Origin of the sequence: Streptococcus sp. DTU_2020_1001019_1_SI_AUS_MUR_006, assembly GCF_032340315.1 — a bacterium.
Taxonomy (GTDB): Bacteria; Bacillota; Bacilli; order Lactobacillales; family Streptococcaceae; genus Streptococcus.
This window is the reverse complement of sequence record NZ_CP135436.1, coordinates 38,802-65,547: the sequence shown is the minus strand read 5'-3', so window position 1 is coordinate 65,547 and position 26,746 is coordinate 38,802. Positions and strand designations below refer to the sequence as shown.

At 39.4% G+C, this 26,746-nt stretch carries 20 protein-coding genes; 10 read left to right on the top strand and 10 right to left on the bottom strand.

Annotated features, from left to right (window positions below; translation table 11 throughout):
* Positions 1-169 precede the first annotated feature (169 nt).
* Positions 170-6,781, top strand: a complete 6,612-nt coding sequence (locus tag RRU92_RS00300; protein WP_315639849.1) for an SIALI-17 repeat-containing surface protein — start codon at positions 170-172, stop codon at positions 6,779-6,781.
* Between the two features lie 324 nt (positions 6,782-7,105).
* Here RRU92_RS00300 and RRU92_RS00295 read toward each other — a convergent pair whose 3' ends face one another.
* On the bottom strand, positions 7,106-7,951 hold the full coding sequence (locus tag RRU92_RS00295; RefSeq protein WP_075231529.1) for a MurR/RpiR family transcriptional regulator: 846 nt from the start codon (positions 7,949-7,951) through the stop codon (positions 7,106-7,108).
* Positions 7,952-8,125: 174 nt separating this feature from the next.
* Between RRU92_RS00295 and pbp2b the strand changes: the two genes are divergently transcribed.
* The 8 genes from pbp2b to rpsI all read left to right on the top strand — a co-directional run bounded on the left by pbp2b (position 8,126) and on the right by rpsI (position 15,884).
* Positions 8,126-10,183 carry a penicillin-binding protein PBP2B gene (gene pbp2b / locus RRU92_RS00290; protein ID WP_315639848.1) on the top strand — a complete coding sequence of 686 codons (2,058 nt, stop codon included), beginning with the start codon at positions 8,126-8,128 and terminating at the stop codon, positions 10,181-10,183.
* 10 nt (positions 10,184-10,193) lie between these two features.
* A complete protein-coding gene (gene recR / locus RRU92_RS00285) occupies positions 10,194-10,790 on the top strand; it encodes a recombination mediator RecR (protein WP_315639846.1) in 597 nt (198 codons plus the stop codon).
* Positions 10,791-10,968: 178 nt separating this feature from the next.
* Positions 10,969-12,012 carry a D-alanine--D-alanine ligase gene (locus RRU92_RS00280; RefSeq protein WP_075231527.1) on the top strand — a complete coding sequence of 348 codons (1,044 nt, stop codon included), beginning with the start codon at positions 10,969-10,971 and terminating at the stop codon, positions 12,010-12,012.
* Between the two features lie 53 nt (positions 12,013-12,065).
* Positions 12,066-13,439, top strand: a complete 1,374-nt coding sequence (locus RRU92_RS00275; protein WP_315639845.1) for a UDP-N-acetylmuramoyl-tripeptide--D-alanyl-D-alanine ligase — start codon at positions 12,066-12,068, stop codon at positions 13,437-13,439.
* Positions 13,426-14,037 (top strand): NUDIX hydrolase, encoded by a 612-nt coding sequence (locus tag RRU92_RS00270; RefSeq protein WP_315639844.1) that lies wholly within the window; start codon positions 13,426-13,428, stop codon positions 14,035-14,037. The genes RRU92_RS00275 and RRU92_RS00270 overlap by 14 nt, the downstream gene beginning before the upstream one ends.
* Positions 14,038-14,159: 122 nt before the next feature.
* Positions 14,160-14,867, top strand: a complete 708-nt coding sequence (locus tag RRU92_RS00265; protein WP_315639842.1) for a TIGR02206 family membrane protein — start codon at positions 14,160-14,162, stop codon at positions 14,865-14,867.
* Between the two features lie 159 nt (positions 14,868-15,026).
* A complete protein-coding gene (rplM, locus tag RRU92_RS00260; RefSeq protein ID WP_001044622.1) occupies positions 15,027-15,473 on the top strand; it encodes a 50S ribosomal protein L13 in 447 nt (148 codons plus the stop codon).
* Between the two features lie 18 nt (positions 15,474-15,491).
* Positions 15,492-15,884 (top strand): 30S ribosomal protein S9, encoded by a 393-nt coding sequence (gene rpsI, locus RRU92_RS00255; protein ID WP_000075973.1) that lies wholly within the window; start codon positions 15,492-15,494, stop codon positions 15,882-15,884.
* A 106-nt stretch (positions 15,885-15,990) separates the two neighbouring features.
* Here rpsI and xerC read toward each other — a convergent pair whose 3' ends face one another.
* The 7 genes from xerC to RRU92_RS00220 all read right to left on the bottom strand — a co-directional run bounded on the left by xerC (position 15,991) and on the right by RRU92_RS00220 (position 21,826).
* Complete coding sequence (gene xerC, locus RRU92_RS00250) at positions 15,991-17,211, bottom strand: tyrosine recombinase XerC (protein WP_000200847.1); 1,221 nt, start codon at positions 17,209-17,211, stop codon at positions 15,991-15,993.
* Between the two features lie 66 nt (positions 17,212-17,277).
* Complete coding sequence (locus tag RRU92_RS00245) at positions 17,278-17,541, bottom strand: helix-turn-helix domain-containing protein (RefSeq protein ID WP_001196066.1); 264 nt, start codon at positions 17,539-17,541, stop codon at positions 17,278-17,280.
* A gap of 48 nt (positions 17,542-17,589) precedes the next feature.
* The gene (locus tag RRU92_RS00240; protein WP_125416922.1) at positions 17,590-18,981 is read right to left on the bottom strand and encodes a Rep family protein; all 1,392 of its coding nucleotides are present in this window, start codon (positions 18,979-18,981) and stop codon (positions 17,590-17,592) included.
* Between the two features lie 212 nt (positions 18,982-19,193).
* Positions 19,194-19,946, bottom strand: coding sequence for a type IV secretory system conjugative DNA transfer family protein (locus tag RRU92_RS00235; protein WP_004249590.1), 753 nt, complete (start codon positions 19,944-19,946; stop codon positions 19,194-19,196).
* Positions 19,940-20,536, bottom strand: a complete 597-nt coding sequence (locus tag RRU92_RS00230; protein WP_000905718.1) for a hypothetical protein — start codon at positions 20,534-20,536, stop codon at positions 19,940-19,942. The genes RRU92_RS00235 and RRU92_RS00230 overlap by 7 nt, the downstream gene beginning before the upstream one ends.
* Positions 20,537-20,608: 72 nt before the next feature.
* Entirely contained in the window at positions 20,609-20,992 is a 384-nt protein-coding gene (locus tag RRU92_RS00225; RefSeq protein ID WP_000040314.1) for a hypothetical protein, read from the bottom strand.
* Between the two features lie 498 nt (positions 20,993-21,490).
* Positions 21,491-21,826, bottom strand: a complete 336-nt coding sequence (locus RRU92_RS00220; RefSeq protein WP_000169361.1) for a helix-turn-helix domain-containing protein — start codon at positions 21,824-21,826, stop codon at positions 21,491-21,493.
* A gap of 144 nt (positions 21,827-21,970) precedes the next feature.
* Between RRU92_RS00220 and RRU92_RS00215 the strand changes: the two genes are divergently transcribed.
* Complete coding sequence (locus tag RRU92_RS00215) at positions 21,971-24,592, top strand: SEC10/PgrA surface exclusion domain-containing protein (RefSeq protein WP_315639836.1); 2,622 nt, start codon at positions 21,971-21,973, stop codon at positions 24,590-24,592.
* 491 nt (positions 24,593-25,083) lie between these two features.
* Here RRU92_RS00215 and RRU92_RS00210 read toward each other — a convergent pair whose 3' ends face one another.
* Positions 25,084-25,962, bottom strand: a complete 879-nt coding sequence (locus RRU92_RS00210; RefSeq protein WP_153225459.1) for a LysR family transcriptional regulator — start codon at positions 25,960-25,962, stop codon at positions 25,084-25,086.
* Positions 25,963-26,089: 127 nt separating this feature from the next.
* Positions 26,090-26,440: a helix-turn-helix transcriptional regulator gene (locus RRU92_RS00205; protein ID WP_311522560.1), complete on the bottom strand. Its 351-nt coding sequence runs from the start codon at positions 26,438-26,440 to the stop codon at positions 26,090-26,092.
* Positions 26,441-26,746: the final 306 nt, after the last annotated feature.

Sequence of the window (26,746 nt, the reverse complement as noted above, 5' to 3'; positions counted from 1 at the left end):
TGAGCCTTATTTTATTTTCAAGAAATGTAAGCGATTTCCTCATAAGGGCTTGCCCAAAAATAAATAGCTTAGGAGCAGAATTTTAAGCTAGGAAATCAAACAAAAATTGTCGCCAGATAACACTGGGCTCGGGCAGTAGCTGACTGCTCTAGAAGATTAGGAGTATTTGATGAAACAATATTTTTTAGAAAAAGGTCGAATATTTAGTATTCGTAAACTGACTGTTGGTGTTGCTTCTGTAGCAGTTGGTCTTGCTTTTTTTGCTTCTGGGAATGTTGCGGCTAGTGAACTTGTGACAGAACCAAAACTTGAAGTGGATGGTCAAGCAAAAGAAGTGGCAGATACAAACAAGGAAACTCCAGAAGTTGCCAAAGAAGTAGCTGAAAAACCAGCTCCTCTTGCAGAAAATGCAGTAGAAGAATCAGGTGATTTACTCCCTGAAGAAATTCCTGATCGAGCTTATCCTGATACGCCAGTGAAAAAACTGGACACTTCAGCCATTGTTTCAGAGAAAGAAAGTCCACAAGTAGAGACTAAGAGCATTTTGAAACCTACAGAAGTGGCTCCATCTGAAAGCGAAAAAGAAAATAGAGCCATTATCAATGGCGGACAAGACCTTAAGCATATCAATTATGACGGTCAACCAGCTACATCAGCAGCGATGGTTTATACAATTTTCAGTTCACCTCTAGCAGGTGGTGGAACTCAGCGTTACCTCAATTCTGGTTCTGGTATCTTTGTGGCTCCAAACATCATGTTGACAGTGGCTCACAATTTCTTGAAGAAGGATGCCGAAACCAATGCTGGTAATATCTTAGGCGGTGACACTGCTAAGTTCTATTACAATGTAGGTTCAAATTCTGCTAAGAATAATTCTTTACCAACTTCAGGAAAAACTGTTTTGTTCCAAGAAAAGGACATCCATTTCTGGAATAAAGAGAAGTTTGGTGAAGGGTACAAAAATGACCTAGCCTTGGTTGTGGCTCCAGTTCCAGTACAGATTGCAAGCCCAAATAAGGCTGCAACCTTTACTCCTTTAGCTGAATACCGTACCTATAACCCTGGTGAGCCAGTTAGCACGATCGGCTACCCAACAGATTCTACTTCTCCAGAATTGAAAGAACCAATCGTACCTGGTCAATTGTATAAGGCTGATGGTGTTGTTAAAGGTACTGAAAAGTATGATGATAAGGGAACTGTTGGTGTAACTTACCGTTTGACTTCTGTATCAGGTCTTTCAGGTGGAGGTATCATCAACGGTGATGGTAAAGTTATCGGTATTCACCAACGTGGTACAGTTGATAATATGAACATTCCTGAAAAAGACCGTTTCGGTGGAGGTCTTGTCCTATCTCCAGAACAACTAGCATGGGCTAAAGGCATCATTGATAAATACGGTGTTAAAGGCTGGTATCAAGGCGATAACGGTAGCCGTTATTATTTCACTCCAGAGGGAGAAATGCTCAGAAATAAGACAGCAGTTATTGGCGAAAATAAATACTCTTTCGATGAAAGCGGTGTAGCAACTCTCCTTGAAGGTGTTGAATATGGACGAGTTGTTATCGAACACGTAGACCAGAAAGATAATCCAGTCAAAGAAAACGATACTTTTGTTGAAAAGACAGAAGTTGGAGCTCAGTTCGACTATAACTATAAAACAGAAATTGAGAAGACTGACTTCTACAAGAAGAATAAAGACAAATATGAGATTGTCTCAATTGACGGAAAAGCTGTCAACAAGCAACTAAAAGATGCTTGGGGAGATGATTATAGCGTTGTGAGCAAGGCTCCTGCAGGAACACGCGTCATCAAGGTTGTTTATAAGGTCAATAAAGGTTCCTTCGACGTTCGTTACCGCTTGAAAGGTACAGATCAAGAATTGGCACCTGCAACTGTTGACAACAACGAAGGGAAAGAATATGAAGTTTCCTTTGTTCACAGATTCCAAGCTAAAGAAATCACGGGCTACCGTGCAGTAAATGCAAGTCAAGAAGCTACCATCCAACACAAAGGAGCGAACCAAGTTATTTTTGAATACGAAAAAATTGAAGATCCAAAACCAGTAACACCAGTCACTCCAGTAGTGGATCCAAAAGATGAAGAAACAGAAATTGGAAACTATGGACCGCTGCCAAGTAAGGCTCAATTGGACTACCACAAGGAAGAATTGGCCGCCTTCATCCACTATGGTATGAATACTTATACCAACTCTGAGTGGGGGAACGGTAGAGAAAATCCTCAAAACTTTAACCCAACTAACCTTGATACAGACCAGTGGATTAAGACTTTGAAGGATGCCGGATTCAAACGAACAATCATGGTTGTAAAACACCACGACGGTTTTGTGATTTATCCATCTAAATACACAGACCACACGGTTGCTGCTAGTCCATGGAAAGATGGTAAGGGAGACCTTCTCGAAGAAATCTCTAAATCAGCGACTAAGTATGACATGAATATGGGTGTTTACCTATCACCATGGGATGCCAACCATCCTAAATATCATGTTGCAACTGAGAAAGAGTACAATGAATACTATCTCAACCAACTCAAGGAAATCCTTGGCAATCCTAAATACGGAAACAATGGTAAATTTATCGAAGTATGGATGGATGGTGCGCGTGGTAGCGGAGCTCAAAAAGTAACTTATACCTTTGATGAGTGGTTCAAGTACATCAAGGAAGCTGAAGGAGATATCGCTATCTTCTCTGCACAACCGACAAGTGTACGTTGGATTGGTAATGAACGTGGTATCGCAGGAGATCCAGTTTGGCATAAGGTCAAGAAAGCTAAAATCACTGATGATGTTCGAAATGACTATCTCAACCACGGAGATCCAGATGGTGATATGTACTCTGTAGGTGAAGCAGACGTTTCTATCCGTTCAGGTTGGTTCTACCATGATAATCAACAACCAAAATCAATCAAAGATTTGATGGATATCTACTTCAAGTCTGTTGGTCGTGGAACGCCACTTCTACTCAATATTCCACCTAATAAAGAAGGTAAATTCGCAGATGCAGATGTCGCTCGTTTGAAAGAATTCCGAGCAACCTTGGATCAAATGTATGCGACTGACTTTGCTAAGGGTGCAACTGTAACTGCAAGCTCTACTCGTAAGAATCACTTGTATCAAACAAGCAACCTAACAGATGGTAAGGATGATACTAGCTGGGCACTAGCAAATGATGCTAAGACAGGTGAATTTACTGTTGATCTTGGTCAAAAGAGACGCTTTGACGTGATTGAACTCAAAGAAGATATCGCTAAAGGTCAGCGTATCTCTGGATTCAAGGTTGAAGTTGAACTCAATGGCCGTTGGGTACCATACGGTGAAGGCTCAACTGTTGGTTATCGTCGCCTTATCCAAGGTCAACCAGTAGAAGCACAAAAGATTCGTGTGACTATTACTGGTGCGCAAGCGACTCCTATTTTGACAAACTTCTCTGTTTATAAAACACCAAGTAGTATCGAGAAAACAGATGGTTACCCTCTTGGATTGGATTACCATTCAAATACAACAGCAGATAAAGCAAATACAACTTGGTATGACGAATCTGAAGGTATCCGCGGAACATCTATGTGGACTAACCAAAAAGATGCAAGCGTAACTTACCGTTTCAACGGAACTAAGGCTTATGTCGTATCTACAGTGGATCCAAACCACGGAGAAATGTCGGTTTACGTTGATGGTCAAAAGGTTGCAGACGTACAAACCAATAATGCAGCTCGTAAACGTAGCCAGATGGTTTATGAAACAGATGACTTAGCTCCAGGTGAACATACCATCAAACTCGTTAACAAAACTGGAAAAGCTATTGCAACTGAAGGTATCTACACGCTCAACAATGCTGGTAAAGGTATGTTTGAGTTGAAAGAAACAACCTATGAAGTTCAAAAAGGACAACCAGTTACTGTAACCATCAAACGTGTTGGTGGTAGCAAGGGAGCTGCGACAGTTCATGTTGTGACTGAGCCAGGAACAGGGGTTCACGGTAAAGTTTATAAGGATACAACGGCTGATTTGACCTTCCAAGATGGTGAAACAGAAAAGACTTTGACAATTCCGACAATTGACTTTACGGAGCAAGCTGACTCTATCTTTGACTTCAAAGTGAAAATGACGAGTGCTTCAGATGAAGCTTTGCTTGGCTTTGCTTCAGAAGCAACGATTCGAGTGATGAAAGCTGAATTGCTTCAAAAAGATCAAGTAAGTCACGATGATCAGGCCAGTCAACTTGACTATAGCCCAGGTTGGCACCATGAAACCAATTCTTCTGGCAAATACCAAAACACTGAGTCTTGGGCATCATTTGGTCGTTTGACTGAAGAGCAAAAGAAAAATGCTAGCGTAACAGCCTACTTCTACGGTACAGGTCTTGAAATCAAAGGTTTTGTTGATCCTGGACATGGTATCTACAAGGTAACTCTGGATGGTAAAGAACTTGAGTATCAAGATGGTCAAGGGAATGCCTCTGATGTCAATGGCAAGAAGTACTTCAGTGGTACAGCATCTACACGTCAAGGCGATCAGACTCTCGTTCGTTTGACTGGGCTAGAAGAAGGTTGGCATGCTGTAACCTTGCAATTGGATCCAAAACGAAATGATACCTCTAGAAATATTGGTATCCAAGTTGACCAGTTCATCACTCGTGGTGAAGATAGCGCTCTTTATACCAAAGAAGAATTAGTTCAAGCTATGAAGAACTGGAAGGATGAATTGGCTAAATTTGACCAAACAAGCTTGAAGAACACTCCAGAGGCGCGTCAAGCCTTCAAGTCAAACTTGGACAAATTATCAGAACAACTTTCAGCAAGCACTGTCAATGCGCAAGAGTTGATGCTGACAGCCACAACCTTACAAGCTATCCTTGATAAGGAAGACAACTACGGTTCAGATGACACACCGACACCAGACCAGCCAGAGGAGCCAAACTACGACAAGGCTATGGCAAGTCTGGCAGAAGCGATTGAAAGAAAGACTAAAGAACTTGGCGATGATAAGGAAGCTAAGAAGAAATTAGTTGAGTTGGCCGAACAAGCTCTTACTGCTATCCAGGAAGCTAAGACTCAGGATGCAGTAGATAAGGCTTTGGAAAATGCTCTAGCTGGTATTAATCAACTTCAAGCGACTCCAAAAGAGGATCCAAAACCAGAAGAACCAAGCAAACCAGAAGAGTCTAAGATTGACTATGATAAGGCCATGGCAAGTTTGGCAGAGGCTATTCAAAACAAGACTAAGGAACTAGGCAATGATAAAGAAGCTAAGAAGAAACTAGTCGAGTTATCAGAACAAGCCATCGCAGCGATCGAAGCAGCCAAAACTCAGGATGCAGTAGATAAGGTTTTGGAAAATGCTCTAGCTGGTATTAATCTGCTTCAATCGACTCCGAAAGAGGATCCGAAACCAGAAGAACCAAGCAAACCAGAAGAGTCTAAAGTTGACCGCCATAAGGCGATTGCAGAATTGGCTGCAGCAGTCGAGAAAAAAGCTGCTGAACTTGTCGATGATGTAGCTGCACAGGAAAAACTGGTTGAACTTGGAGAGCAAGCCCTTACTGCCATCAGAGATGCCAAGACACAGGATGCAGTAGACAAAGCCTTGCAAGCAGCTCTAACTTCTATCAATCAGCTTCAAGCGACTCCGAAAGAGGAAGTAAAACATTCAAATCTTCCGACTGAAGGAGATAAGGTCTTAATTCAAACGCAACCAAGCCTTGAAGTAACGACAGAATCAATCGCCTTTAATACTGTTCGTCGCGAGAATGCCTTCCTAGCCAAAGGCAAGGAACAAGTTGTTTCAGAGGGCAAAGTAGGTCAAGTAACGACTTATGTAGAAGTAGATGGAGACACACGTAAGACAGTTAAGGTTGAACGTGAAGAAGCTCAAGATCGTGTCATCGAAGTTGGTACTTTTGAAGGAACATCTGAGCCAGCTGAAGGTGTTAAAGAATTGAGCTTTAGTCAACCAAGTCTTGAGGTAGTTGAAGAACCAAGAGGCTTCAAGACAGTGAAGAAAGAAGACCCAACTCTTCCAGAAGGTAAAACTAGCGTGTCTCAAGTAGGTCGTGAAGGTAAAGAACGTGTTATCACCGAAGTAGCATTGGATGGAAGCCGTACTGTAAAACTTCGCGAAGTTCTTGAAGCAGCACAAGATGAGATTGTGCTAGTTGGAACTAAGAAAGTTGAAACAGGTAAAACAGATCCAGCAATCCATGAAGCCCCAGAGTTCACAGGTGGTGTCAATGGAACAGAGGCGACTAGTCATGAGCTTCCTGAATTTACTGGTGGAGTAAATGGTGAAGAAGCAGCTATTCGTGGAGAGGATCCAGAGTTTACTGGTAATGTCAATGGAGCAGAAGCGGCTATCAACGAGGTACCAGAGTTTACTGGTGGCGTAAATGGTGCAGAAGCAGCTATTCGTGGAGAAGCCCCAGAGTTTACTGGTAATGTCAATGGCGCAGAAGCGGCTATCAACGAGGTACCAGAGTTTACTAGTGGCGTAAATGGTGCAGAAGCAGCTATTCGTGGAGAAGCCCCAGAGTTCACAGGTGGTGTCAATGGAGCAGAGGCAGCTGTCCATGAACTCCCAGAATACAAAGATGAACAGACTCTTGTAGCTCCTGCAAGCTCACACGGCAATATCTATCAAGCGCCTGCAAATCGTCAACATAGTCTTCCAGAGACAGGAACTAAAGAAACGGCTACCCTTGCAAGCTTGGGAGCTGTAGGAGCACTTCTTGGCTTAGCTGCAATGGGAAAGAAAAAAGAAGACGAATAGAATCTGTCAAACTCAAGAAACACTTTTGAGAAAGTATAGATTTCGTGGGAAGTTATTGCAGAATAGTAGCATTGTTTAAAGAAACTGCTGTAATAACTGTCCAAACTTTAGAGATTGGAACCAATAACTAATCTCAATTATAAAAAGCGAGCAAAACGAGTTTTCTGATAAACAGAAGCTGGTCTTGTTCGCTTTTTTATATCAAGAATCAGGTGTAAAGTTCTATGTGCATAAGTCATCAGTTATAGGACTTGAGCAAACTAAAAACCAGCGACTTTAATCGCTGGTTACTCATATGCTTGTTTACTTGATAGGGATGAAGGCTTATCTAGACCTTCTATTTCTACGATAGCCATTTAGTTTTTTATTTTCCCAATAACTGTTAAAGATTTTTTCTTTACTCTCACGGTCAATTTCTAGGAAATAAGCATAGAGTAGATCAATTAAGATCAACATAGGAAGTTGGGCAGAAATGCGTTGGATATAGGAAGCCTGACTCTGGCTTGCTACCAGTACAGTTTCTGTAAATTCCTGAGTTTCCTTGCTAGGCGTACTAGTAAAAAGAACAGTTTTAGCCCCCATATCTTGAGCGTCTAGTAGACTGTCAATGATGGATGGAGTTGTTCCTGAAAGGGAAAAGCCAAAGACCAAACATTTTTCATCGATGATACTGGTTGTCCAGGCGAAACCATCTGGATCTGTCAAAGCCTCACAAACGACTCCAAGTCTCATGAAACGCAATTTCATCTCACGTGCAACGAGGCCAGAACTTCCAGTCCCAAAAAAATAGACGCGTTCTGATTGATCAATCATTTGGGCAATGCGCTCCAGTTGGTCATCATCAATCAATTCTTGAGACATTTCACGGATATTTGTATAACTTCTCAAGACTCGTTGAGTCAAGGGGTTCATATCCTGCTGAGGGACTGAAAGGTTGTCAATTTGTTGTAGGTATTTGAAAATGAACTCTCGATAACCCGTAAAGCCACATTTTTTGGCAAAGCGAGTGAGAGCGGCCTGAGAAATATGAAGTTTTTGAGTGACCTGCTGAGAAGACAAGTCATCATGAATGGTATCTGCCTGCAAAAAATAGCGGGCAATCTCTTGCTCTAAATCGGTCATTTCTTCAAAGTGAAGATCAATAATCGTAGAGATGTCTTGCTTGTTCATGGGCCTCCCTTGTAGTTATTTGTTAAAATTTTTATCAATGAAATCTATAAAATAGCGCTCATTTTAATTATACCACAGTTGCTTTGTTTTTTGGATAAAAAGGAAAAGTCTTTTCTTTTTCCATAATTTTCTCATCAAATTATGGTACAATGAAGAGTAAGATTTTGATTAGAAATGAGACTGCCTTGTATGAGAAAATTTAATAGCCATTCGATACCGACTCGGCTTAATTTATTGTTTGCAATCGTTATTTTGCTCTTCATGACCATCATTGGTCGCTTGCTCTATATGCAATTTGTAAATAAGGATTTCTATGAAGCCAAGTTAGCATCTGCTAGCCAAACTAGAGTAACAACGGGGTCTGCTCGTGGAGAAATCTATGATGCAGCTGGAAAACCTTTGGTAGAAAATACGGTTAAACAAGTAGTTGCTTTCACACGAAGCAATAAGATGACAGCGACTGATTTAAAGGATATTTCTGCTAAACTATTAACTTATGTGACGGTATCCTCTCCAGATTTGACAGAACGTCAAATTGCTGACTATTATCTAGCTGATCCAGCAGTTTATAAAAAAACGGTAGAGGCCCTACCCAAAGATAAGCGTTTTGATTCTGATGGTAATCAACTTTCTGAATCGGATCTTTATAACAATGCTGTTAAGAGTGTTAGCTCTAGCCAAACTAATTATACAGAGGATGAAAAGAAGGCTATTTATCTCTTTAGTCAGCTCAATGCAGTTGGAAATTTTGCAACAGGCAATATCCAAACAGATCCTTTAAGTGATACTCAAGTCGCTCAAATTGCCTCTGCATCTAAAGAGTTACCTGGGATTAGCATCTCCACTTCGTGGGATCGCAAGGTCCTTGAAACTTCTCTTGCTTCTATCGTAGGAAGTGTTTCCAGTGAAAAATCAGGTCTTCCAGCTGAGGAAGTGGACGCCTATCTTAAAAAAGGTTATTCCCTCAATGACCGTGTTGGGACCTCTTACCTTGAGAAACAATATGAGGAAGTCCTACAAGGGAAACGTACTGTTAAAGAAATCCATCTCGACAAACATGGAGATATGGAAAGTGTAGAAAATATTGAGGAAGGTAGCAAGGGTAAAAACATCAAACTGACCATTGATTTGGCCTTCCAAGATAGTGTGGATAGCCTTTTGAAAAGCTATTTTAATTCTGAGCTTGCTAACGGAGGTGCCCAATATTCGGAAGGTGTCTATGCGGTTGCCATCAATCCTAAGACAGGAGCTGTTCTAGCCATGTCAGGGATCAAGCACAATCTGGAATCTGGTGAATTGACTCCAGACTCACTAGGTACAGTGACCAACGTTTTTGTTCCAGGATCTGTCGTTAAGGCGGCAACCATCAGCTCAGGTTGGGAAAATGGTGTTTTATCAGGCAATCAAACTTTAACAGATCAACCAATCGTCTTTCAAGGTTCTGCACCAATCAATTCATGGTACACCCTTTCTTACGGTTCCTTCCCGATTACAGCTGTCGAGGCATTGGAATACTCATCTAATACCTACATGGTCCAAACCGCTCTAGGGATTATGGGGCAAACCTATCAGCCTAATATGACAGTAGGAACCAGCAATCTTGAGTCTGCTATGGCGAAATTACGTTCGACCTTTGGTGAATATGGTCTGGGAGCTTCTACAGGAATTGACCTACCAGATGAGTCAACAGGGTTTATCCCTAAAGACTTTGATTTGGCTAATTATCTAAATAATGCTTTTGGACAGTTCGATAACTACACGCCGATGCAGCTAGCTCAGTATGTAGCAACGATTGCCAATAATGGTGTTCGCTTAGCTCCTCATATCGTGGAAGGAGTCTACGACAACAATGAACAAGGTGGTTTGGGAGAACTCATTAAGCAAAATGACAGCACGGAAATGAATAAAATTAATATTTCCGAATCTGACATGTCCATCCTACAACAAGGATTTTACCAGGTATCGCACGGGACAAGTGCCCTTACGACTGGTCGTGCCTTTTCAAATGGGGCAGCAGTCTCTATCAGTGGAAAAACCGGTACAGCCGAAAGTTACGTCAATGGTGGTCAAAAAGCCAACAATACTAATGCCGTGGCCTATGCACCGACAGATAATCCGCAGATTGCAGTCGCGGTTGTTTTCCCTCACAATACCAACCTAACTAACGGTGTCGGTCCATCTATTGCTCGCGACATTATTAATCTATACAACCAACACCATCCAATGAACTAGAAAGGAAGCCATGCTTTACCCAACACCTATTGCTAAGTTGATTGACAGCTATTCTAAACTTCCAGGTATCGGGATTAAGACAGCGACCCGACTGGCCTTTTATACCATTGGGATGTCTGATGACGATGTCAATGAATTTGCTAAAAATCTTCTAGCAGCTAAACGAGAATTGACCTATTGCTCTGTTTGTGGACGTCTGACGGATGATGATCCTTGTTCCATCTGTACTGATCCTAGCCGTGACCAATCAACTATCCTAGTATTAGAGGATAGTCGAGACGTGGCGGCTATGGAAAATATCCAAGAATACCATGGACTATACCATGTCTTGCACGGCCTCATTTCACCAATGAATGGGATTAGCCCTGACGATATCAATCTTAAAAGTCTCATGACTCGTCTCATGGATAGCGAGGTTTCGGAGGTCATCGTGGCAACCAATGCGACAGCTGATGGTGAAGCGACTTCTATGTATATCTCTCGACTTCTTAAACCTGCTGGAATTAAGGTTACGCGCCTAGCGCGAGGTCTAGCAGTCGGAGCAGACATCGAATATGCGGACGAAGTAACACTCCTAAGAGCCATTGAAAATCGTACAGAACTCTAGTCTGTAAGATTGACGATAGAGGCAATGAACTAGCAGCAGATAATCATTTAAAAGTACAAAGAGCCTGAATCCCATTTTGATTCAGGCTCTTTTCTTGTTTTTAGCTATACAAGTTTAAAAAAATAGACAAATGTGATATACTAAAAGGCGAGTATTCTAGTAGAAATAGGACAATCATATGAAACAAACAATTATTCTATTATATGGTGGGCGCAGTGCAGAGCGTGAAGTGTCTGTCTTGTCAGCTGAGAGTGTCATGCGTGCGGTTAACTATGATCGCTTCATAGTAAAAACCTTCTTTATCAGCCAGTCTGGTGATTTCATCAAAACCCAAGAATTTAGCCAAACTCCTGGGCAGGATGAACGTCTCATGACCAATGAAACGATCGATTGGGACAAGAAAATTGCTCCAAGTGCTATCTATGAAGAAGGCGCAGTGGTCTTTCCAGTTCTTCATGGACCTATGGGAGAAGATGGTTCTGTTCAAGGTTTCTTAGAAGTTCTGAAAATGCCTTATGTTGGCTGTAACATCCTATCTTCAAGCCTTGCTATGGATAAGATTACAACCAAGCGTGTTTTAGAGTCTGCTGGGATTGCCCAAGTTCCTTACGTAGCTATTGTTGAAGGGGATAATTTGGCTTCTAAGATTGCAGAAGTAGAAGAAAAATTAAGTTACCCAGTCTTTACCAAACCATCCAATATGGGCTCTAGTGTTGGTATTTCTAAGTCTGAAAATAAAGAGGAACTTCGCCAAGCTTTAGAGCTTGCCTTCAAGTACGATAGCCGTGTCTTGGTAGAACAGGGAGTCAATGCGCGTGAAATCGAAGTTGGACTTTTAGGAAACTATGATGTCAAGAGCACTCTACCTGGTGAAGTTATCAAGGACGTAGCCTTCTATGACTACGATGCCAAATATATCGACAATAAGATTACTATGGATATTCCAGCCAAGATTAGCGATGATGTGGTAGCAGTCATGCGAAAAAATGCAGAAGTAGCCTTCCGTGCTATTGGTGGACTTGGCTTATCACGTTGCGACTTCTTCTATACAGATAAGGGAGAAGTTTTCCTAAATGAGCTTAACACTATGCCAGGATTTACCCAATGGTCTATGTATCCATTGCTTTGGGACAATATGGGAATTTCTTATCCAGAATTAATTGAACGTTTAGTTGATCTTGCTAAAGAGAGTTTTGACAAGCGTGAAGCGCACCTATTGTAAAGACAGACATAAGGGCGGGGAAGGACTCCTTGCCCCTTTTTAAAGGAGTAAACATGAAACTTACGATTCACGAAGTTGCGCGTCTTGTTGGTGCTAAAAATGACGTATCAGTCTATCCGGATAGTCCGCTAGTTAAGGCAGAATTTGATAGCCGTTTGATTGGACCTGGAGATTTATTTGTGCCACTCAAGGGGGCGCGTGATGGTCATGACTTTATCGAGACGGCTTTTGAAAACGGCGCTACTCTAACCTTATCAGAAAAGGAAGTAGCAAACCATCCTTATGTTTTGGTAGAAGATGTCTTGACTGCCTTTCAAACTCTTGCAGCCTATTACCTTCAAAAGACGGGAGTAGATGTCTTTGCTGTTACAGGTTCGAATGGGAAGACTACTACCAAGGATATGTTGGCTCATTTGCTTTCTACAAGCTACAAAACCTACAAAACGCAAGGGAACTACAATAACGAGATTGGCCTCCCTTACACTGTTCTTCATATGCTAGATGATACTGAAAAGCTGGTCTTGGAAATGGGACAGGATCACCTAGGAGACATCCATCTCCTATCTGAACTAGCTCATCCAAAGACAGCTATCGTGACCTTGATTGGAGAAGCTCATCTGGCTTTCTTTAAGGACCGTTCAGAGATTGCCAAAGGTAAATTACAGATTGCTGATGGTATGGAGAAAGGTAGCTTACTTTTGGCGCCATCTGATCCCATTGTAGATGATTATCTACCTACTGAGCAAAAAGTGGTTCGCTTTGGCCCAGGTGCAGAACTCGAAATTACAGAACTAACTGAGCGTAAGGATAGCTTAACCTTCAAGGCTAATTTCTTGGAGAAATCCCTTGATTTGCCAGTAACTGGTAAGTACAATGCGACCAATGCTATGATAGCTTCTTACGTTGCCCTGCAAGAAGGAGTGACTGAAGAGCAAATCCGTCAAGCCTTCCAAAATCTTGAATTGACCCGTAATCGTACCGAGTGGAAAAAAGCAGCCAACGGTGCGGATATCCTATCAGATGTCTACAATGCCAATCCAACTGCTATGAAGTTGATTTTAGAAACTTTCTCTGCTATTCCAGCTAATGAAGGTGGTAAGAAAATCGCGGTTCTGGCGGACATGAAAGAACTTGGAGACCAGTCTGTTCAACTCCATAATCAGATGATTTTGAGCATTACACCCGATGTCCTTGATACCGTTATTTTCTATGGCGAAGACATCGCTGACTTGGCTCAATTAGCTAGTCAAATGTTCCCAATCGGTCATGTTTACTACTTCAAGAAAACAGCTGAGGAAGACCAGTTTGAAGCTATGGTCAAGCAGGTCAAGGAAAGTCTTGGAGCTAAAGACCAGATTCTGCTTAAAGGTTCGAACTCTATGAATCTAGCTAAGCTAGTAGAAAGTTTAGAAAATGAGCGCAACTGATTTTGCCAAGGCTATACAGAGAATGTTGGCCATCACTGATACTGGTTTGACCTATACAAAGGACACTTTTGACCGTGAACGTTATGAGGATTTACGTCAGATTTTATCGAACGTATTGCAGGAGACCACGGATATTAATCAAGAGGAATTGACTGCGATCTTAAAACCAACAGCTAGCTATGCAACTCCCCTGATGGATGTGAGGGCTTGGATTGTTCAAGACCAGAAGATTTGCCTGGTTAGAGGACAAGGAGAGGATACTTGGGCTTTGCCAGGAGGATTTGGTGAAGTTGGCTATTCTCCTAAGGAGAATATTCGGAAAGAAATCCAGGAAGAAACAGGATTTTTTGCAGAAGTAGGTTCTTTATTGGCAGTTTTTGATACCAATCGCTTTCAAATGCAGAGTAAGCAGTATGCCAAGTTTGTATTTGATTGTCGACTATTGGATGGGGACTTTCAAGAAAATCAAGAAGTTGCTGAATTAGGATTTTTCGACATTTCGGCTCTCCCTCCCTTATCTGAAAAAAGAATAACTAAGGAACAAATGGATATTCTATGGCAGGTTTATCAGGGTGAGAGGGAACAATATGTCGATTAGAAGCTTTGTTTTATATTAAGGCTACTAGCTTCTTTGGAACACAAAAATATAAGAAATAAATGTAAGCTAGGCTCTATAAAAATCAGTAAGAGATTAGCTTATATGAAAATGAGGAAAGTTACATGAATTTTTGGGATGCTTTATTTAGTACGCAGCCGACGGAGCCACCCCAATTTGACCTTCTTTGGTATGGAAGTCTATTTACCTTATTAGCATTGACTGTATTTCTTGCCTACCGTTATGGTGAGAAAAAAGTCTGTCAACGATTTTTCCAGATTTTACAGGCGGTACAGCTAATCCTGCTCTACGGATGGTATTTGGTTAATCAGATGCCTTTAACAGAAAGTCTTCCCTTTTATCATTGCCGTTTGGCTATGTTTGTAGTGCTTTTGACCCCGGGTGTATCTAGAGTCAAGCAGTATTTTGCTGTATTGGGAACCTTTGGACCTTTGGCAGCTTTTATTTATCCAGTGCCAGATCCTTATCCCTTCCCCCACATTGCCATCCTGTCCTTTATTTTCGGACACTTAGCCCTTCTTGGAAATTCCTTGATTTATCTCCTGAAGGACTACGATGCTAGTTTACTGGATTTCAAACGAATCCTAATGATCACGTCTTCGCTCAATGCCTTGATTTTCGTGGTTAATTTAGTAACAGGTGGAGATTATGGATTTTTGACAAGACCACCATTGGTTGGAGACCACGGTCGTTTGATCAATTATCTAGTGGTAACGCTATTCTTGACTTGCGCTATTTACTTATTCTCTAAAATTTTTCAAACAATCCTTCAGGAACAGGCAGAAAAAAGGTTGAGAATCTGGCAGAAATAAAAAAATATTTTCCCAATCTCTTGACTTTTATCTGAGAATTTTGATACAATAGTAGACGGTATTGTTTACCCCATTTGTAAGGCCCCGGAACCTTTCAAATAACTTGCGGACCGGAACATCCGCCCTGTAAACAAAAACGATATTCATATAGGAGAAATCATGAACAAAACTACATTCATGGCTAAACCAGGCCAAGTAGAACGCAAATGGTACGTTGTTGACGCAACTGATGTACCTCTTGGACGCCTTTCAGCAGTTGTTGCTAGCGTACTTCGCGGAAAAAACAAACCAACATTCACACCACACACTGATACAGGTGACTTCGTAATCGTTATCAATGCTGAAAAAGTTAAATTGACTGGTAAAAAAGCATCTGATAAGATCTACTACACTCACTCAAACCACCCAGGTGGATTGAAATCAATCTCTGCTGGTGAACTTCGTTCTAAAAATGCAGTACGTTTGATCGAGAAATCAGTTAAAGGTATGCTTCCACACAATACTCTTGGCCGCGCTCAAGGTATGAAATTGAAAGTATTCGTTGGAGCTGAGCACACTCACGCTGCACAACAACCAGAAGTTCTTGATATTTCAGGACTTATCTAAGGAAAGGAACAATAAAGTATGTCACAAGCACAATATGCAGGTACTGGACGTCGTAAAAACGCTGTTGCACGCGTTCGCCTTGTTCCAGGAACTGGTAAAATCACTGTTAACAAAAAAGATGTTGAAGAGTACATCCCACACGCTGACCTTCGTCTTGTCATCAACCAACCATTCGCAGTTACTTCAACTGTAGGTTCATACGACGTTTTCGTTAACGTTGTAGGTGGTGGATACGCTGGTCAATCAGGAGCTATCCGTCACGGTATCGCTCGTGCCCTTCTTCAAGTAGACCCAGACTTCCGCGATTCATTGAAACGCGCAGGACTTCTTACACGTGACTCACGTAAAGTTGAGCGTAAGAAACCAGGTCTTAAGAAAGCTCGTAAAGCATCACAATTCTCAAAACGTTAATCAATACGATTATATCAACGTTTCAAAGCACTCAAGAGTTTACCTCATGGGTGCTTTTTTTATGTTTTTTGAAAAAGTTCACCTCAAAGTTTACCTTATTTTCACCTTATTGTTTTAGAGACTGTAAGGCAAATTCACCTACTGTCATAGGAACTACATTAGAAGTATTTACATAAATCTGTGTTGTTCCTGTGTCACTGTGTGTTAGAGCCTCAGAAATAGCTTCTAAGCTCATTCCTGCTTGTTTAGCAAGCGTTGCTCCTGTATGTCGCAGTTTATGAGGTGTAGCATGTGCCAGCTCTTTATGTCGCTTTCTGATGCTTTTCATTTTATTGTTTAGATAGTCAGCATGTAAAGGCTTGTTGATGTTTCCTCTTGTGTCAATATATGTAAAAACAAATTGTTCTGGATTACTGATGATGCCAAACTTTGCTAGTTCATGTTTTTGTTGCTCTTTCCAAGAGGTAAGAAGCTGAAGTAAGTCATTAGAAATAGAGAAAATAGTCTTCTTATTTCCCTTAGTAGATTTTACTTGTCCATATCTATCTAAAGCTTGAATTAGCTGAATCTGTGATTTTGAAAAATCGATATGTTTCCATTGAAGAGCATAGGTTTCAGATTTTCTATCGCCTAAGAAAAAAGTGAGATAAAATAGGACATAATCTTTAAGGGTTATTTTATCATTCTCTAAATCTTCTTGAAATGCTGAGAACCATTCTTGGAGTTGTTCATGAGTTAGATATAAATCTTCCTCTCTCTTTGCCTCTGCAAGTTGAATCTTTTTAGTGGCCTTTATTCTTCTTAATATTTTTGCAACTTTATTAGCTTCGATATACTCAAGTTCTTCTGCCCAGTCAAAAATGGAAATCACATAGCTACGTAAAGATTTGAAGTTTGCATATTCATTAGCCTTAGATGTCATTAGATTTAGGATAACTTGCTTATTTTGATTTAGAAACTGTATCGTATAGTTTCCAAGAAGTGGTAGTATATGTTTTTCAAAACATGTTTTGGTATTAGCAACTGTTGACCTGCTTGGTGGCTTAGAAGTGGATGTAGTTTGTCCTGCTTTATAAGAGTCCCACCAGATATTGTTATAGAAGTCTGAGAAAAGAATATCTCCTTTTGCTAGTCCTGTAAACTCATTATCTTCTATTTGATTTAACTTGATAAGCAAGTCTATCTCAGCTTGCCTTGCCTCCTTTCTCGTTTTGAATCTCTTATCGTAATAATTGCTATTAACAAGACCAAGTGGCATTCGTGCTTCAATTGGGATATAGACTTTTAAGCGGTAAGTTCCGTTCTTTGTCTTACTAATGCTAGTCATGATATTCTCCTTGTGTATCGAACCAGAAAATATCATGACTATTATAAAACAAAAATATAGATATTTCTAGTTTTGTGAGTAAAGCCATGAATTAATGTCCTCTTTATTAAATCGTATAGTCTTGCCTATTTTTATTGTAGGCAGTCCTCGTTTGATCCAACTATCTAGTGTATTGTTTGAGATACCCAAGTAGTGGCAAGCCTGCTGTTTGTTTAAAAATGGGCTTCCAAGGTTACTATTGAGCAACTTCTTCTCAATTTCTTTCTGGATTAGTTCAGCGAGTAGGTGCTGAATTTTTTGAACCTCTTCATCTGGTAGAATTACTTGCATCTGTTCCTCCAATGTATGGTATAATAGAGGTATCAAGAGATACCCTACTTACTTTTCTTGATTATCTGCAACCTCGTCCTCGCTCGTCACAGTTTTGGACGGGGTTTTTGATTTGTCGTACTCCCATAAATCCCATTGATTATATAGTCCAACTGTAGATACTAACATGGATAGTAATTCTTCTTTACTTGCTGCTTCGTTGTCAGGTGTGAAATCGTAAGATAATGATATCGTTTGGTCAGTGCCTGGAATTTTCACAACTCTGTCTATAGTTCGTTTAGGTTGTGATTCATGGAAAGTAACGTTGTCACTATTTCCCCTTAAGGTTACTAGATGAGCGATTCTTCTAATGTATTGTGATAAATCTTCGTTAGTGTTTCCTTTAGCATGGTAGAAGAAACTCAAAGGATGTTTAGAACTTGTGATTATAATGACTTTAGAAGCACCTAATCTATTTTGATAACGTGCTGAGATAGGACTAATATTATAGGGGTCTAATAGTTTCAGCCAGTCCGAAGCGGTTAAGCTATCTCCTCGAACATCATCAAGTAGTAGGATTTCTTCTCCGTTTACTTCATCAAACATGTTAGTGCCTGCGGTCAAGACTGATTGCCAGTTTTGATCATTCAGTTTTGCTAACTGAATAAGACTTTCAGTTAGCGTCCTTGCAAATTTTGTCTTTCCTAGGCCTGAAAGTCCAAAGATAAAGAAGATTGTCTTCTTGAACTTCTTGTTTTCCAGTTCATGCTGTGTCATAGTTCCTTTAATTTCCCCGATTGTTCGAAAAGCTTCGTTTACTTTGCTTTTATGAACTGCATAAAGCATGTGATAGTCTTTATTCAGAAGCATTTCCTTTTTGGTGATGTTTCCGTTCAGAATGTTATCGATAAGTAAGTCAATATCTTTGTAGGTTTGTTTTACCTCTTTTTTTGCTTTTCCTTTAAGCCAGCTTAGATGTCTTTCGTGATAAATTTCTAAGTAGTCTTTACCTTTCAGAGTGAATACCTCGTCAGGGGAATATTGATACTTATCTTTATCTTTTGCATGAATTAAGTATGCTAACAAGTTATCGTAGCCATATCTACCAGATTTAGCTTTCTCAAGATATTGAGGTTCTAATCCGATTTTTAATGCTAAATCGGTAAGTGTAGCACCTTTTGAAAATTTTAGTAAGGCATGGATATGAGGTTCTTTTAGTTTGGAGGTTGTTGAATTAGTTACACTGTCAAAGCCGATGGATGTGTCCTTGTCGTGTTTTATTACGTATGCTTCGGAAACAGTTGCTACTTCACTAGCTCTTCTGACTATTTCTTCAAGAATTTTTTCGACATTTTCGGATTTTATTAGTTCTTCATCCCAGTCATTCTTCCAATAAGTCGTATCAAAGTATTGTGTGATTGATATAGAAGTTAAAAGTGCTTCTTTTCTCTTTGTTGCCATGTATAATTAACCTTTCGTTATTAACTATTCTTTAATTATTCTTTTAACTATTCTGGGTTAGACCGTTGACAAGCCCAGTCTAACCACGCGTAAAGAATAGTTAGAGTTAAAATCTTAGATGTTTTTTGCCTACCGCAGGTGGGCGAGTCATCTAGCTAGTGCATGCTGGGGTAAAATGAACGACCTCTTCGGGTCGCCCCAGCCTGCCCAATCTATCTGACTTGCTCTGTAGGTTGGTATCTGTTTAACATTTCTAGCAATACTTCCTGAACTTTATCAATATCCCTGATATTAGCTACTTTAACCTTGATTGGTGGACTTCCATCAAAAACTTGATACCAGCCATGTTGCTTGGGTAGAGTAGCTAGTTTTTGCCCTGCTTCTATGTCAAATATACTACCGGAAATGGCTGAACGACTTGCTATTGATCCCAATCCTAAAACTGCTCCAAATTGATTTCTAAGTGAGCTATTACCAAGAACTTCAGCCATCAGATCCTGTGACACACAAAGTAGCCGTATTCCAATAGACCTACCTTGTAATAAGATAATTTTCAGATGATGTTGGGTTTCTTTTTTCTGCTTACTAGGCAATGTCTCTACAAGACTTGTCAGTTCTTCACAAAATAAAACGAGGGAATTTCTAGGTTTACTCTTATCAGATTTTCTACTTAAAAGTTCATTATAAACTAACTCAATCGCCTTATATGAATCATCTCCAAAGAAACAGTTAGGAGAATTTTCAGCAAATAACCAATCCTCTGATTTGGGGTCACAAGCAACTAACAACGCTCTTTTCTCAATTGGCAGATGTGCTGTTTTATGGGCAATGTCAGCAAGTATTGCTTGAGCGATAACGCTTTTGCCGCTACCTGTTTGTCCTAGCACCAGGAAATGCGGAATAGCTCGTTCCCAACCTATTCTTTGACCTGAAAGAGTTATTAAAGGTCTAGTATCTACTACCATAAATCAATCTCCTCAAAATCTTCTTTAGTCTCAACTTCGGAAGCTCTTGCCATGCGATTGTATGTTGCCTCTTCGATTGTTTTAATATCAAATTTAGCAACCCAACCAGCACCAGCGTTTATTTCTACGTGCATATAGTCAAGAGCAAATTCATTTGTATATTTTGACAGTATGCCTGAGAAGTAGTCTTCTAATTTAGTTTCAGTTGTTGGATCTAGCTTGTTTGCAAGATAGATCCAAACATCTATACCTCGTGTGGTAGCAGGATTTATAGTTTTTAACTGTAAATCATGAGCTAAGTTTTGATTGAGATGATTGACTACGTTTTGCAAGATAGTAGCTTTTCGAGCTTGTAATTGTTCATCAGCTTTCTTCTTCAACAACCAAAGAGTGACATTTCGGATCAATGTGGTTATAATCTTAACTTGCTTTCCTGTCAACAAGAGACATTGTTCCCATAAATTTTCATTTTTCTTAACAACCTCATCTGACACAATGAGAAACTGTCGTTTTAGAAAAATGTATAGAATATTAAGAACTTGCCATACACATAATGCAAGAATAAGAGAAAAGGATATTTTTATCAACATATATGTTACCTCGTCATATAGTGAGTAGTTATCATCTACACAATGTAGATGATAACTCACTATTTTTATCATTTATTTTAATGAAATATCTGCAAGCTCAGTGACTAGAGCTAATCCGATTGGTTGCTTCAACTTGTCAAGAACAAATGACAAGTCATACTTGTTAAGTACTATGTTGGTATCAATCAAACTATCTAAGTTTTCACTTTGATAGTTTTTCAACTTGACTTTGAAAGTTGGACAGTAAGCTTCTTGAGCAATACTAGCGAACTGTTCATAGAGTTCGACATCTACGCATGTTAAAGATGCCCAGTGAAGTTGATTTTCTTGACCTTCGTTTATGATACCATTGTTTGTATCAACTACTTTAATATCGGATGGGACATCAACAGAAGTTGATAAAGCATCTAAAAATGCTCTTGCGCTTTCGTAGTTACCTACTTTTAATTTTGACATATGAATGCCTCCTTCTCTTTGCGTGGTCAGACTTTTTAGAATGCTGACAAGTGATTTTAATCTTTGATGATAACAAGTTATTAAATGTCATCAATTTAACTCATATAGTACATTTTTTATCACCCCAAACGTTTAGTTTCAAATACTATATCGCGAGGGGGTTCCTTCAGTTACGTCATTTTAATATTAAAAATTAAATTATCTCAAAAATACGCCATTGTATAAATATTATAGTACAGGTAGTCAAAAATTTACGCCAGTGTATATATATTATAGTATGATGTTGTTCTAAATTTTCGTCAGACTCTTCTTATTTTGCTCAGGTAGTTAGACCTCTTCGCTGGGATACCTATTTTTTAGGTTGTTTTGATTATTCATTATCGGTAGGGGGATAGAATTTACGCCAGAGTCTTAGAAATTTTTAACCATAGCGAAGAACATTCGATTTTTATTTACAGGAGAATAAAATAAAACCAAGTCAATTTTTCGTGACTTGGTTTATGTTTCTATTTCGTCAATAAGCTGTATCATGAGCTTGAGAACTCGTTCTTGTTTACTAGGTGTTAGTTCCTTAATTTTATATATTAGCTGATTTATTAAGGGATTGCTTTCGGTTACGGATATATCGAAAAAAGTCTCTATATCTGTATCAAGTGCATCCATAATTTTTTGTAATGTTTTTATTTTTATATTAGGCTCAAGATTTTCTAGTTTGTACGTGTATTTTAATGGTAGGTCCGCCAGCTCCTCTAGTTGCTGTTGAGTCAAATTTTTTTGAAGTCTCAGTAATCGGATTCTCTTACCTAGATAAGATTGTAGATTTGTTTTTGTCATATCAGTACCCCTTAAATCCTATCATACTCAATTTTATAGTCTTAAAAAACTACTATAAAAGAGAAATGCTATATAAAATAGTTTTAAAACACTACAATATGTGATAAAATAGGACTATAGAACTATTAAAAGGAGATTTATAAGATGGAATTACAAAAAGGTCACGGGACCATCAAAAAGTTGCGTACTGGCGCAGTTATTTCAACGCTTGCAATCTCGGCTCTAGGGGTATCTACTGCCGTATCAGCTAACGAAACTGAAGTAGCCGTTAACGAGCCTGCAACTAAGCTAGTTGCTAAGGACGAGGTTGTCCCTAAAGTTCCTAGTCAAGCTGATGTTGATAAGGCTAAAGCTGAATCAGATAAGGCTAATCAGGATGTAGCTAAGCAAAAAGAAGTTGTTTCAACTACTGAAACTAAGATTGCTGATGCTGAAAAGTCTATCGCTGAGACTACTCAAAAGAAAGAAGAAGCCAAGGCTGTCACACCTGAGAAGGTTGCAACTGCAAAAGCCGAGGCTGAAAAGCGAGCAGATGAGCTTGCCACAGCTGAGAAGACTGTAGCTGACGCTGATAAGTCTGTTTCGGCTACGGCTGAAAAGGTTGCTGACCAAACTAAGGTAGTATCTAATGCTGAGAAAACTGCCACTGATACTGCTAATAAGGTAGCTGACGCTCAGAAAAAAGTAGATTCTCTTTCATCTACTACTGATGTTGCTCCACTTGAAAAGGAGGTAGCTACGCTTACTAACCAAGTCGCTGAAGACACTCAAGCCGTAGCGACTGCTCAGACTAACCTTGATAATGGTAAAAAAGCTCAATCTGACAAAGAGCAAGCTATCAAAGACGCTCAAACTGGGGTATCTAGTGCTGAGTCTAATCTCTCTCAAGCCACTACAGCCCTTGCAACTGCTAAAGCTAACCAATCTAACAAAGATGAGGTAGTCACTACAGCCCAAGCCGACCTTGACCGTGCCAAAGAAGAGCTTGCTAACACTGATTTTGCAGTTAACACTATTACTCTAAGCCAAGAGTATATGTCACTCCTTAAAGAGTACCTAACTACTGGCAAACCAGAAGCACTTTCTCAAAAATTGAAAGAACAAGGTATTAAGGAGTTGCAAAAGGCAGGTAAAGTAACTCTAACTAAAGATGGTGAGATTTACCGTTTTGACTTACCATTTAACTCTACTAAGAAAGACCAAAACACTAAAGTTGATGTTAATAATCTCGACTACGAAACACGTAAAGACTTGTCATTGTTTGCAGCTGACTTGTTTAACCAAGTTCGTAAACAATTTGGTACAGGTTTGGTTTCAGTTAACGAAGATGCTATGGCTATCGCAGATAAAGTAGCTAAGCTTACAAAAGGTATCGAATATCACGATACTAAGACTTTAAAATCAGTAGGTAAAGAGTACGGTGTTCTTCTAGCAGAGCTTATTGGTAACGATACTCACAAACTTACTACCGTTTCAGAAATCAAAAAAGCTATCTACAACGACGTATATGCTATGCTTTACTGGGATACTCACGCTGATTGGGGGCATGCTCAAGGGGTATCTCACGTGGCAGACGAACCATTTATGTCTTACCACCAATATCTTGGTATCTCTACAAGTTACGATGAAAATACAGATACAAAAATTCATTATCTTGGTACATCCGACAACGTAACTTCTTATGGAGCCAAATTCGACAAAACCAAAGTCGTAATCGCCCCAAGCACTGCTGAAAAAGTTGCCAAATTGCAAGAAAAACTAGACTTGGCTCAATCAACTTATGACAACGCCCTCAAAGCCTCTCAAGAAGCTAAATCAGCAGTAGCGACAGCCCAAACTGCCTACACTAATGCTGAGACAGCTCTTGCCACTGCTCGTACTAACCTCTCTAACGTAGTGGGTAATAAGGTTGATGTTCCATCTCTTGAAAAGGCTCTTGCTGATGCTAAAGACAAACTAGCACAAAACACTAAAGCATTGCAAACTGCCAAAGAAGTCCTTGCTCTAGCTAAATCAAACGCTACTGACAAAGCTAAGGCTCTTGCTGAAGCTAAAACAGTTCTTGCTACTGCTAAAGCTGAACAATCTACTGCTGACCAATCTCTTGCAACTGCCAAAGGTGAATTGGAAGTCCTTACTAAGTCTCATGATGTAGCAGTCTTGGCTCGTAAGTCAGCAGGTGAAGACCTTGCTCGTAAACGTGAAGCATCTAAAGAGGCTACTGACACTCATACAGTTCTTGAACTTGCTCTTACTAAGCGTGATGAAGTCCTTAAGACTTTAGACAAAGAGCTTACTGGTATTAACTCTAAACTTGGTGTCCTCCGTGCTGAGTTGAAGACTGCTAAGGAAGAGTTGGCTTGTCTTGAGGGTATCGCAGAAGCTAAGGCTCGTGTCCATGCTAACTTGAAAGACCTCAAAGACCGTTACGAAACTGAACAAGCAGAAAAACGTCGCTTGGAAGAGCTATCTCGTAAAGCAGACGCAATCCGTAAAGCAGGTGGTCAACCTAAGGAAGTTACTGACGCAACTGGTAAAGTAGTTGATGTTGTGGATGCGAAGGTTCAAAACAAACCAGTAAATGTTGCTACGATGGGAACTAAAGACGATAAAACATATCAAGCTCCTGCACAAACTACAAATACAAAAGCAGAACCTAAGAAACAACTTCCAAATACAGGAACAAAGGATTCAGGACTTTTAGCATTGCTTGGAGCAAGTGTTGGACTATTTGCTTTAGCAGGAAAACGAAAATATAATAGATAAAAAGAAAGAGAGCGGTGGCTCTCTTTTCTAATGAATGGAAACAAATTAGTATATATGTAAAAATTTTATATAAGGGAAACTTTTGATATTCTGGTTCGATTTTTGCTTATTTTTGATGAAAGTTTACCTTATTTTGATGAAATTGATTGAAATTAGTTGAAATTTTATGTTTTGAAAACTTATGAAAGCGTTGATTTTAAAGCACTTTGAAATTAGATGAAATAAGTGGTGCCCCAACCAGGTCTTAAGAAAGCTCGTAAAGCATCACAATTTAGTAAACGTTCTTCGAAAGAATGACTGTACTTACAAAGAGCACCTTTCGGGGTGTTCTTTTTTTATTGACACCTTGTGGATTTATAATTAGAAATCTCCTTGAAGGGTATCAGGTAAATGAAAAATTTGGCGATCATATCCTATTTCTTCGTACTTTAGTCTAATACCTATAATGTAAAAAACTCTAGCTATCAGGTAGTTGATAGTTAGAGTTTTTTCTATTCATATGATTTAATGAGATTAAATAAGGCTTCTACTTCTGATGACAGTGTAGCTGATTTGAGATAAGCGTAATAAACTGTAAATGTTATCTGGTCCTCCGGTACTAGAGGAATTTTTATTAAATCATCATCTTCATCAGAAAGTGCGATATCAGCCAGCAAACTAAGGCCAATCCCTTTCTTTAAAAGTTCTTTAATGATGACAATGTCGTCACTCTTAAAGAATATTTCTGCCTTGTTTTGATACTTTTGATTAAGCAGTTCAAAAGCTTTCAAGTGAACAAAGTGTTCGTCTAAAAGTATAAAGGATTGATCTACTAAATCTTCAAAAGTGAGGGAAGGAGCGGTAGCAAGAGGATGGTTCTTAGACAAAACGACATACAGTTCTTTATGAAAGAGTTCATGTGTCTCTATTGAAGGATGATTGAGTGGTTCAATCAAGCCGAGTAGACTTGCATCAAGGTCTCCTTTGAGGAGAAGATTTAATAATTCTACGGAGCCACCGCGGATCGGGCGTACCTTTTTTAAAAAATCGAATTGATCTTTTTCGCTTAAGGCAGCAAAGAGATACTGAATGATAATAGGAGGGAATCCTACAGTAGAGTATTGGGCCAAGGAACGATTGATTTCTTTGCGAGTAGAAATGACCTCAGGTAAGATCTTTTCTGTATGCTTTAGAAGGATTTGTCCTTGAGGAGTGAGTTTGAAGGAACGATGCGAGGGATCGTGGTGAATCAATTTGCAATTAAAAGATTCTTCTAAGCGCTTGATGGCATAAGAAATAGATGGTTGGCTGACTTTGTGTTGTTTTGCAACTTCCGTATAGGATTGAAGCTGGCAGAGGTCATAAAAATATTGTAGATCTTTTAAATTCATAGGGGCTCACTTTCATTAGTTGGAGAAGGAAAATAAGTGGAAATCACCAGATAAATAAATTTTATCCGTATCCTACAATTTGACTATACGAGTATTCACCGGTTAAAATGTAAGTGAGTCAGGGATATCAAAGGTTATCTAAGATACTTTCAAAAATGACCAACATCTTTTCTCGTTTATCAATAGGGAGTTGTTTAACCTTCATGTTGATTCTTTTGAGTGAAAGATTGTCGGTCTTATCAGAGGTTGATTCAAGGCTATCAAAATTGAAAAATTCCTCTGGGGTCATCTTTAGGGCGACAATCACTTTTTCAAGACTGTGAATGGTCAGATTCACATTTTGGTTTTCAAGTTGATTGATATACTTAAGCCCGAGCCCCGCTTGTTCCGAAAGTTCTTCCTGGCTCATTTTTTTCTGTGTTCGAAAATATTTCACTTTTTGGGAAATATATTGTTGTAAATAGTTTTTATTCGTCATATAAATAGAATACAAGTTTTGCATGACAAAAAAACATCTTAAAAAATACAAAGTATTGTATAACAAACTTACATAATATTTATTTTAATTCGGATTGCCAATTTGTATGATTAGTTTCTTTTACTCGAAACTTTTAGTAAAGAGTGATCATCGAGAGTTTTATGAGTTCAGAACTTTATAAAATATAACAGCTTAAAGTGTCATTAATAATGGTGTTTTAACTATAAAAGAGCTTATTAGAAAATTGTCTTCGTAGACTCATTATAACATATGCGTACACAATAGTATTTTTTAAACAATAAAGTT

What these genes read in the sequence shown, in the direction of transcription:
- RRU92_RS00280 (WP_075231527.1), top strand. Translation starts at nt 10,969, where the DNA reads ATGAAACAAACAATTATTCTATTATATGGTGGGCGCAGTGCAGAGCGT.
- RRU92_RS00275 (WP_315639845.1), top strand. Translation starts at nt 12,066, where the DNA reads ATGAAACTTACGATTCACGAAGTTGCGCGTCTTGTTGGTGCTAAAAAT.
- RRU92_RS00265 (WP_315639842.1), top strand. Translation starts at nt 14,160, where the DNA reads ATGAATTTTTGGGATGCTTTATTTAGTACGCAGCCGACGGAGCCACCC.
- rpsI (WP_000075973.1), top strand. Translation starts at nt 15,492, where the DNA reads ATGTCACAAGCACAATATGCAGGTACTGGACGTCGTAAAAACGCTGTT.
- xerC (WP_000200847.1), bottom strand. Translation starts at nt 17,211, where the DNA reads ATGACTAGCATTAGTAAGACAAAGAACGGAACTTACCGCTTAAAAGTC.
- RRU92_RS00245 (WP_001196066.1), bottom strand. Translation starts at nt 17,541, where the DNA reads ATGCAAGTAATTCTACCAGATGAAGAGGTTCAAAAAATTCAGCACCTA.
- RRU92_RS00300 (WP_315639849.1), top strand. Translation starts at nt 170, where the DNA reads ATGAAACAATATTTTTTAGAAAAAGGTCGAATATTTAGTATTCGTAAA.
- RRU92_RS00270 (WP_315639844.1), top strand. Translation starts at nt 13,426, where the DNA reads ATGAGCGCAACTGATTTTGCCAAGGCTATACAGAGAATGTTGGCCATC.
- RRU92_RS00205 (WP_311522560.1), bottom strand. Translation starts at nt 26,440, where the DNA reads ATGACGAATAAAAACTATTTACAACAATATATTTCCCAAAAAGTGAAA.
- RRU92_RS00225 (WP_000040314.1), bottom strand. Translation starts at nt 20,992, where the DNA reads ATGTCAAAATTAAAAGTAGGTAACTACGAAAGCGCAAGAGCATTTTTA.
- RRU92_RS00230 (WP_000905718.1), bottom strand. Translation starts at nt 20,536, where the DNA reads ATGTTGATAAAAATATCCTTTTCTCTTATTCTTGCATTATGTGTATGG.
- RRU92_RS00235 (WP_004249590.1), bottom strand. Translation starts at nt 19,946, where the DNA reads ATGGTAGTAGATACTAGACCTTTAATAACTCTTTCAGGTCAAAGAATA.
- pbp2b (WP_315639848.1), top strand. Translation starts at nt 8,126, where the DNA reads ATGAGACTGCCTTGTATGAGAAAATTTAATAGCCATTCGATACCGACT.
- RRU92_RS00220 (WP_000169361.1), bottom strand. Translation starts at nt 21,826, where the DNA reads ATGACAAAAACAAATCTACAATCTTATCTAGGTAAGAGAATCCGATTA.
- RRU92_RS00295 (WP_075231529.1), bottom strand. Translation starts at nt 7,951, where the DNA reads ATGAACAAGCAAGACATCTCTACGATTATTGATCTTCACTTTGAAGAA.
- rplM (WP_001044622.1), top strand. Translation starts at nt 15,027, where the DNA reads ATGAACAAAACTACATTCATGGCTAAACCAGGCCAAGTAGAACGCAAA.
- recR (WP_315639846.1), top strand. Translation starts at nt 10,194, where the DNA reads ATGCTTTACCCAACACCTATTGCTAAGTTGATTGACAGCTATTCTAAA.
- RRU92_RS00210 (WP_153225459.1), bottom strand. Translation starts at nt 25,962, where the DNA reads ATGAATTTAAAAGATCTACAATATTTTTATGACCTCTGCCAGCTTCAA.
- RRU92_RS00240 (WP_125416922.1), bottom strand. Translation starts at nt 18,981, where the DNA reads ATGGCAACAAAGAGAAAAGAAGCACTTTTAACTTCTATATCAATCACA.
- RRU92_RS00215 (WP_315639836.1), top strand. Translation starts at nt 21,971, where the DNA reads ATGGAATTACAAAAAGGTCACGGGACCATCAAAAAGTTGCGTACTGGC.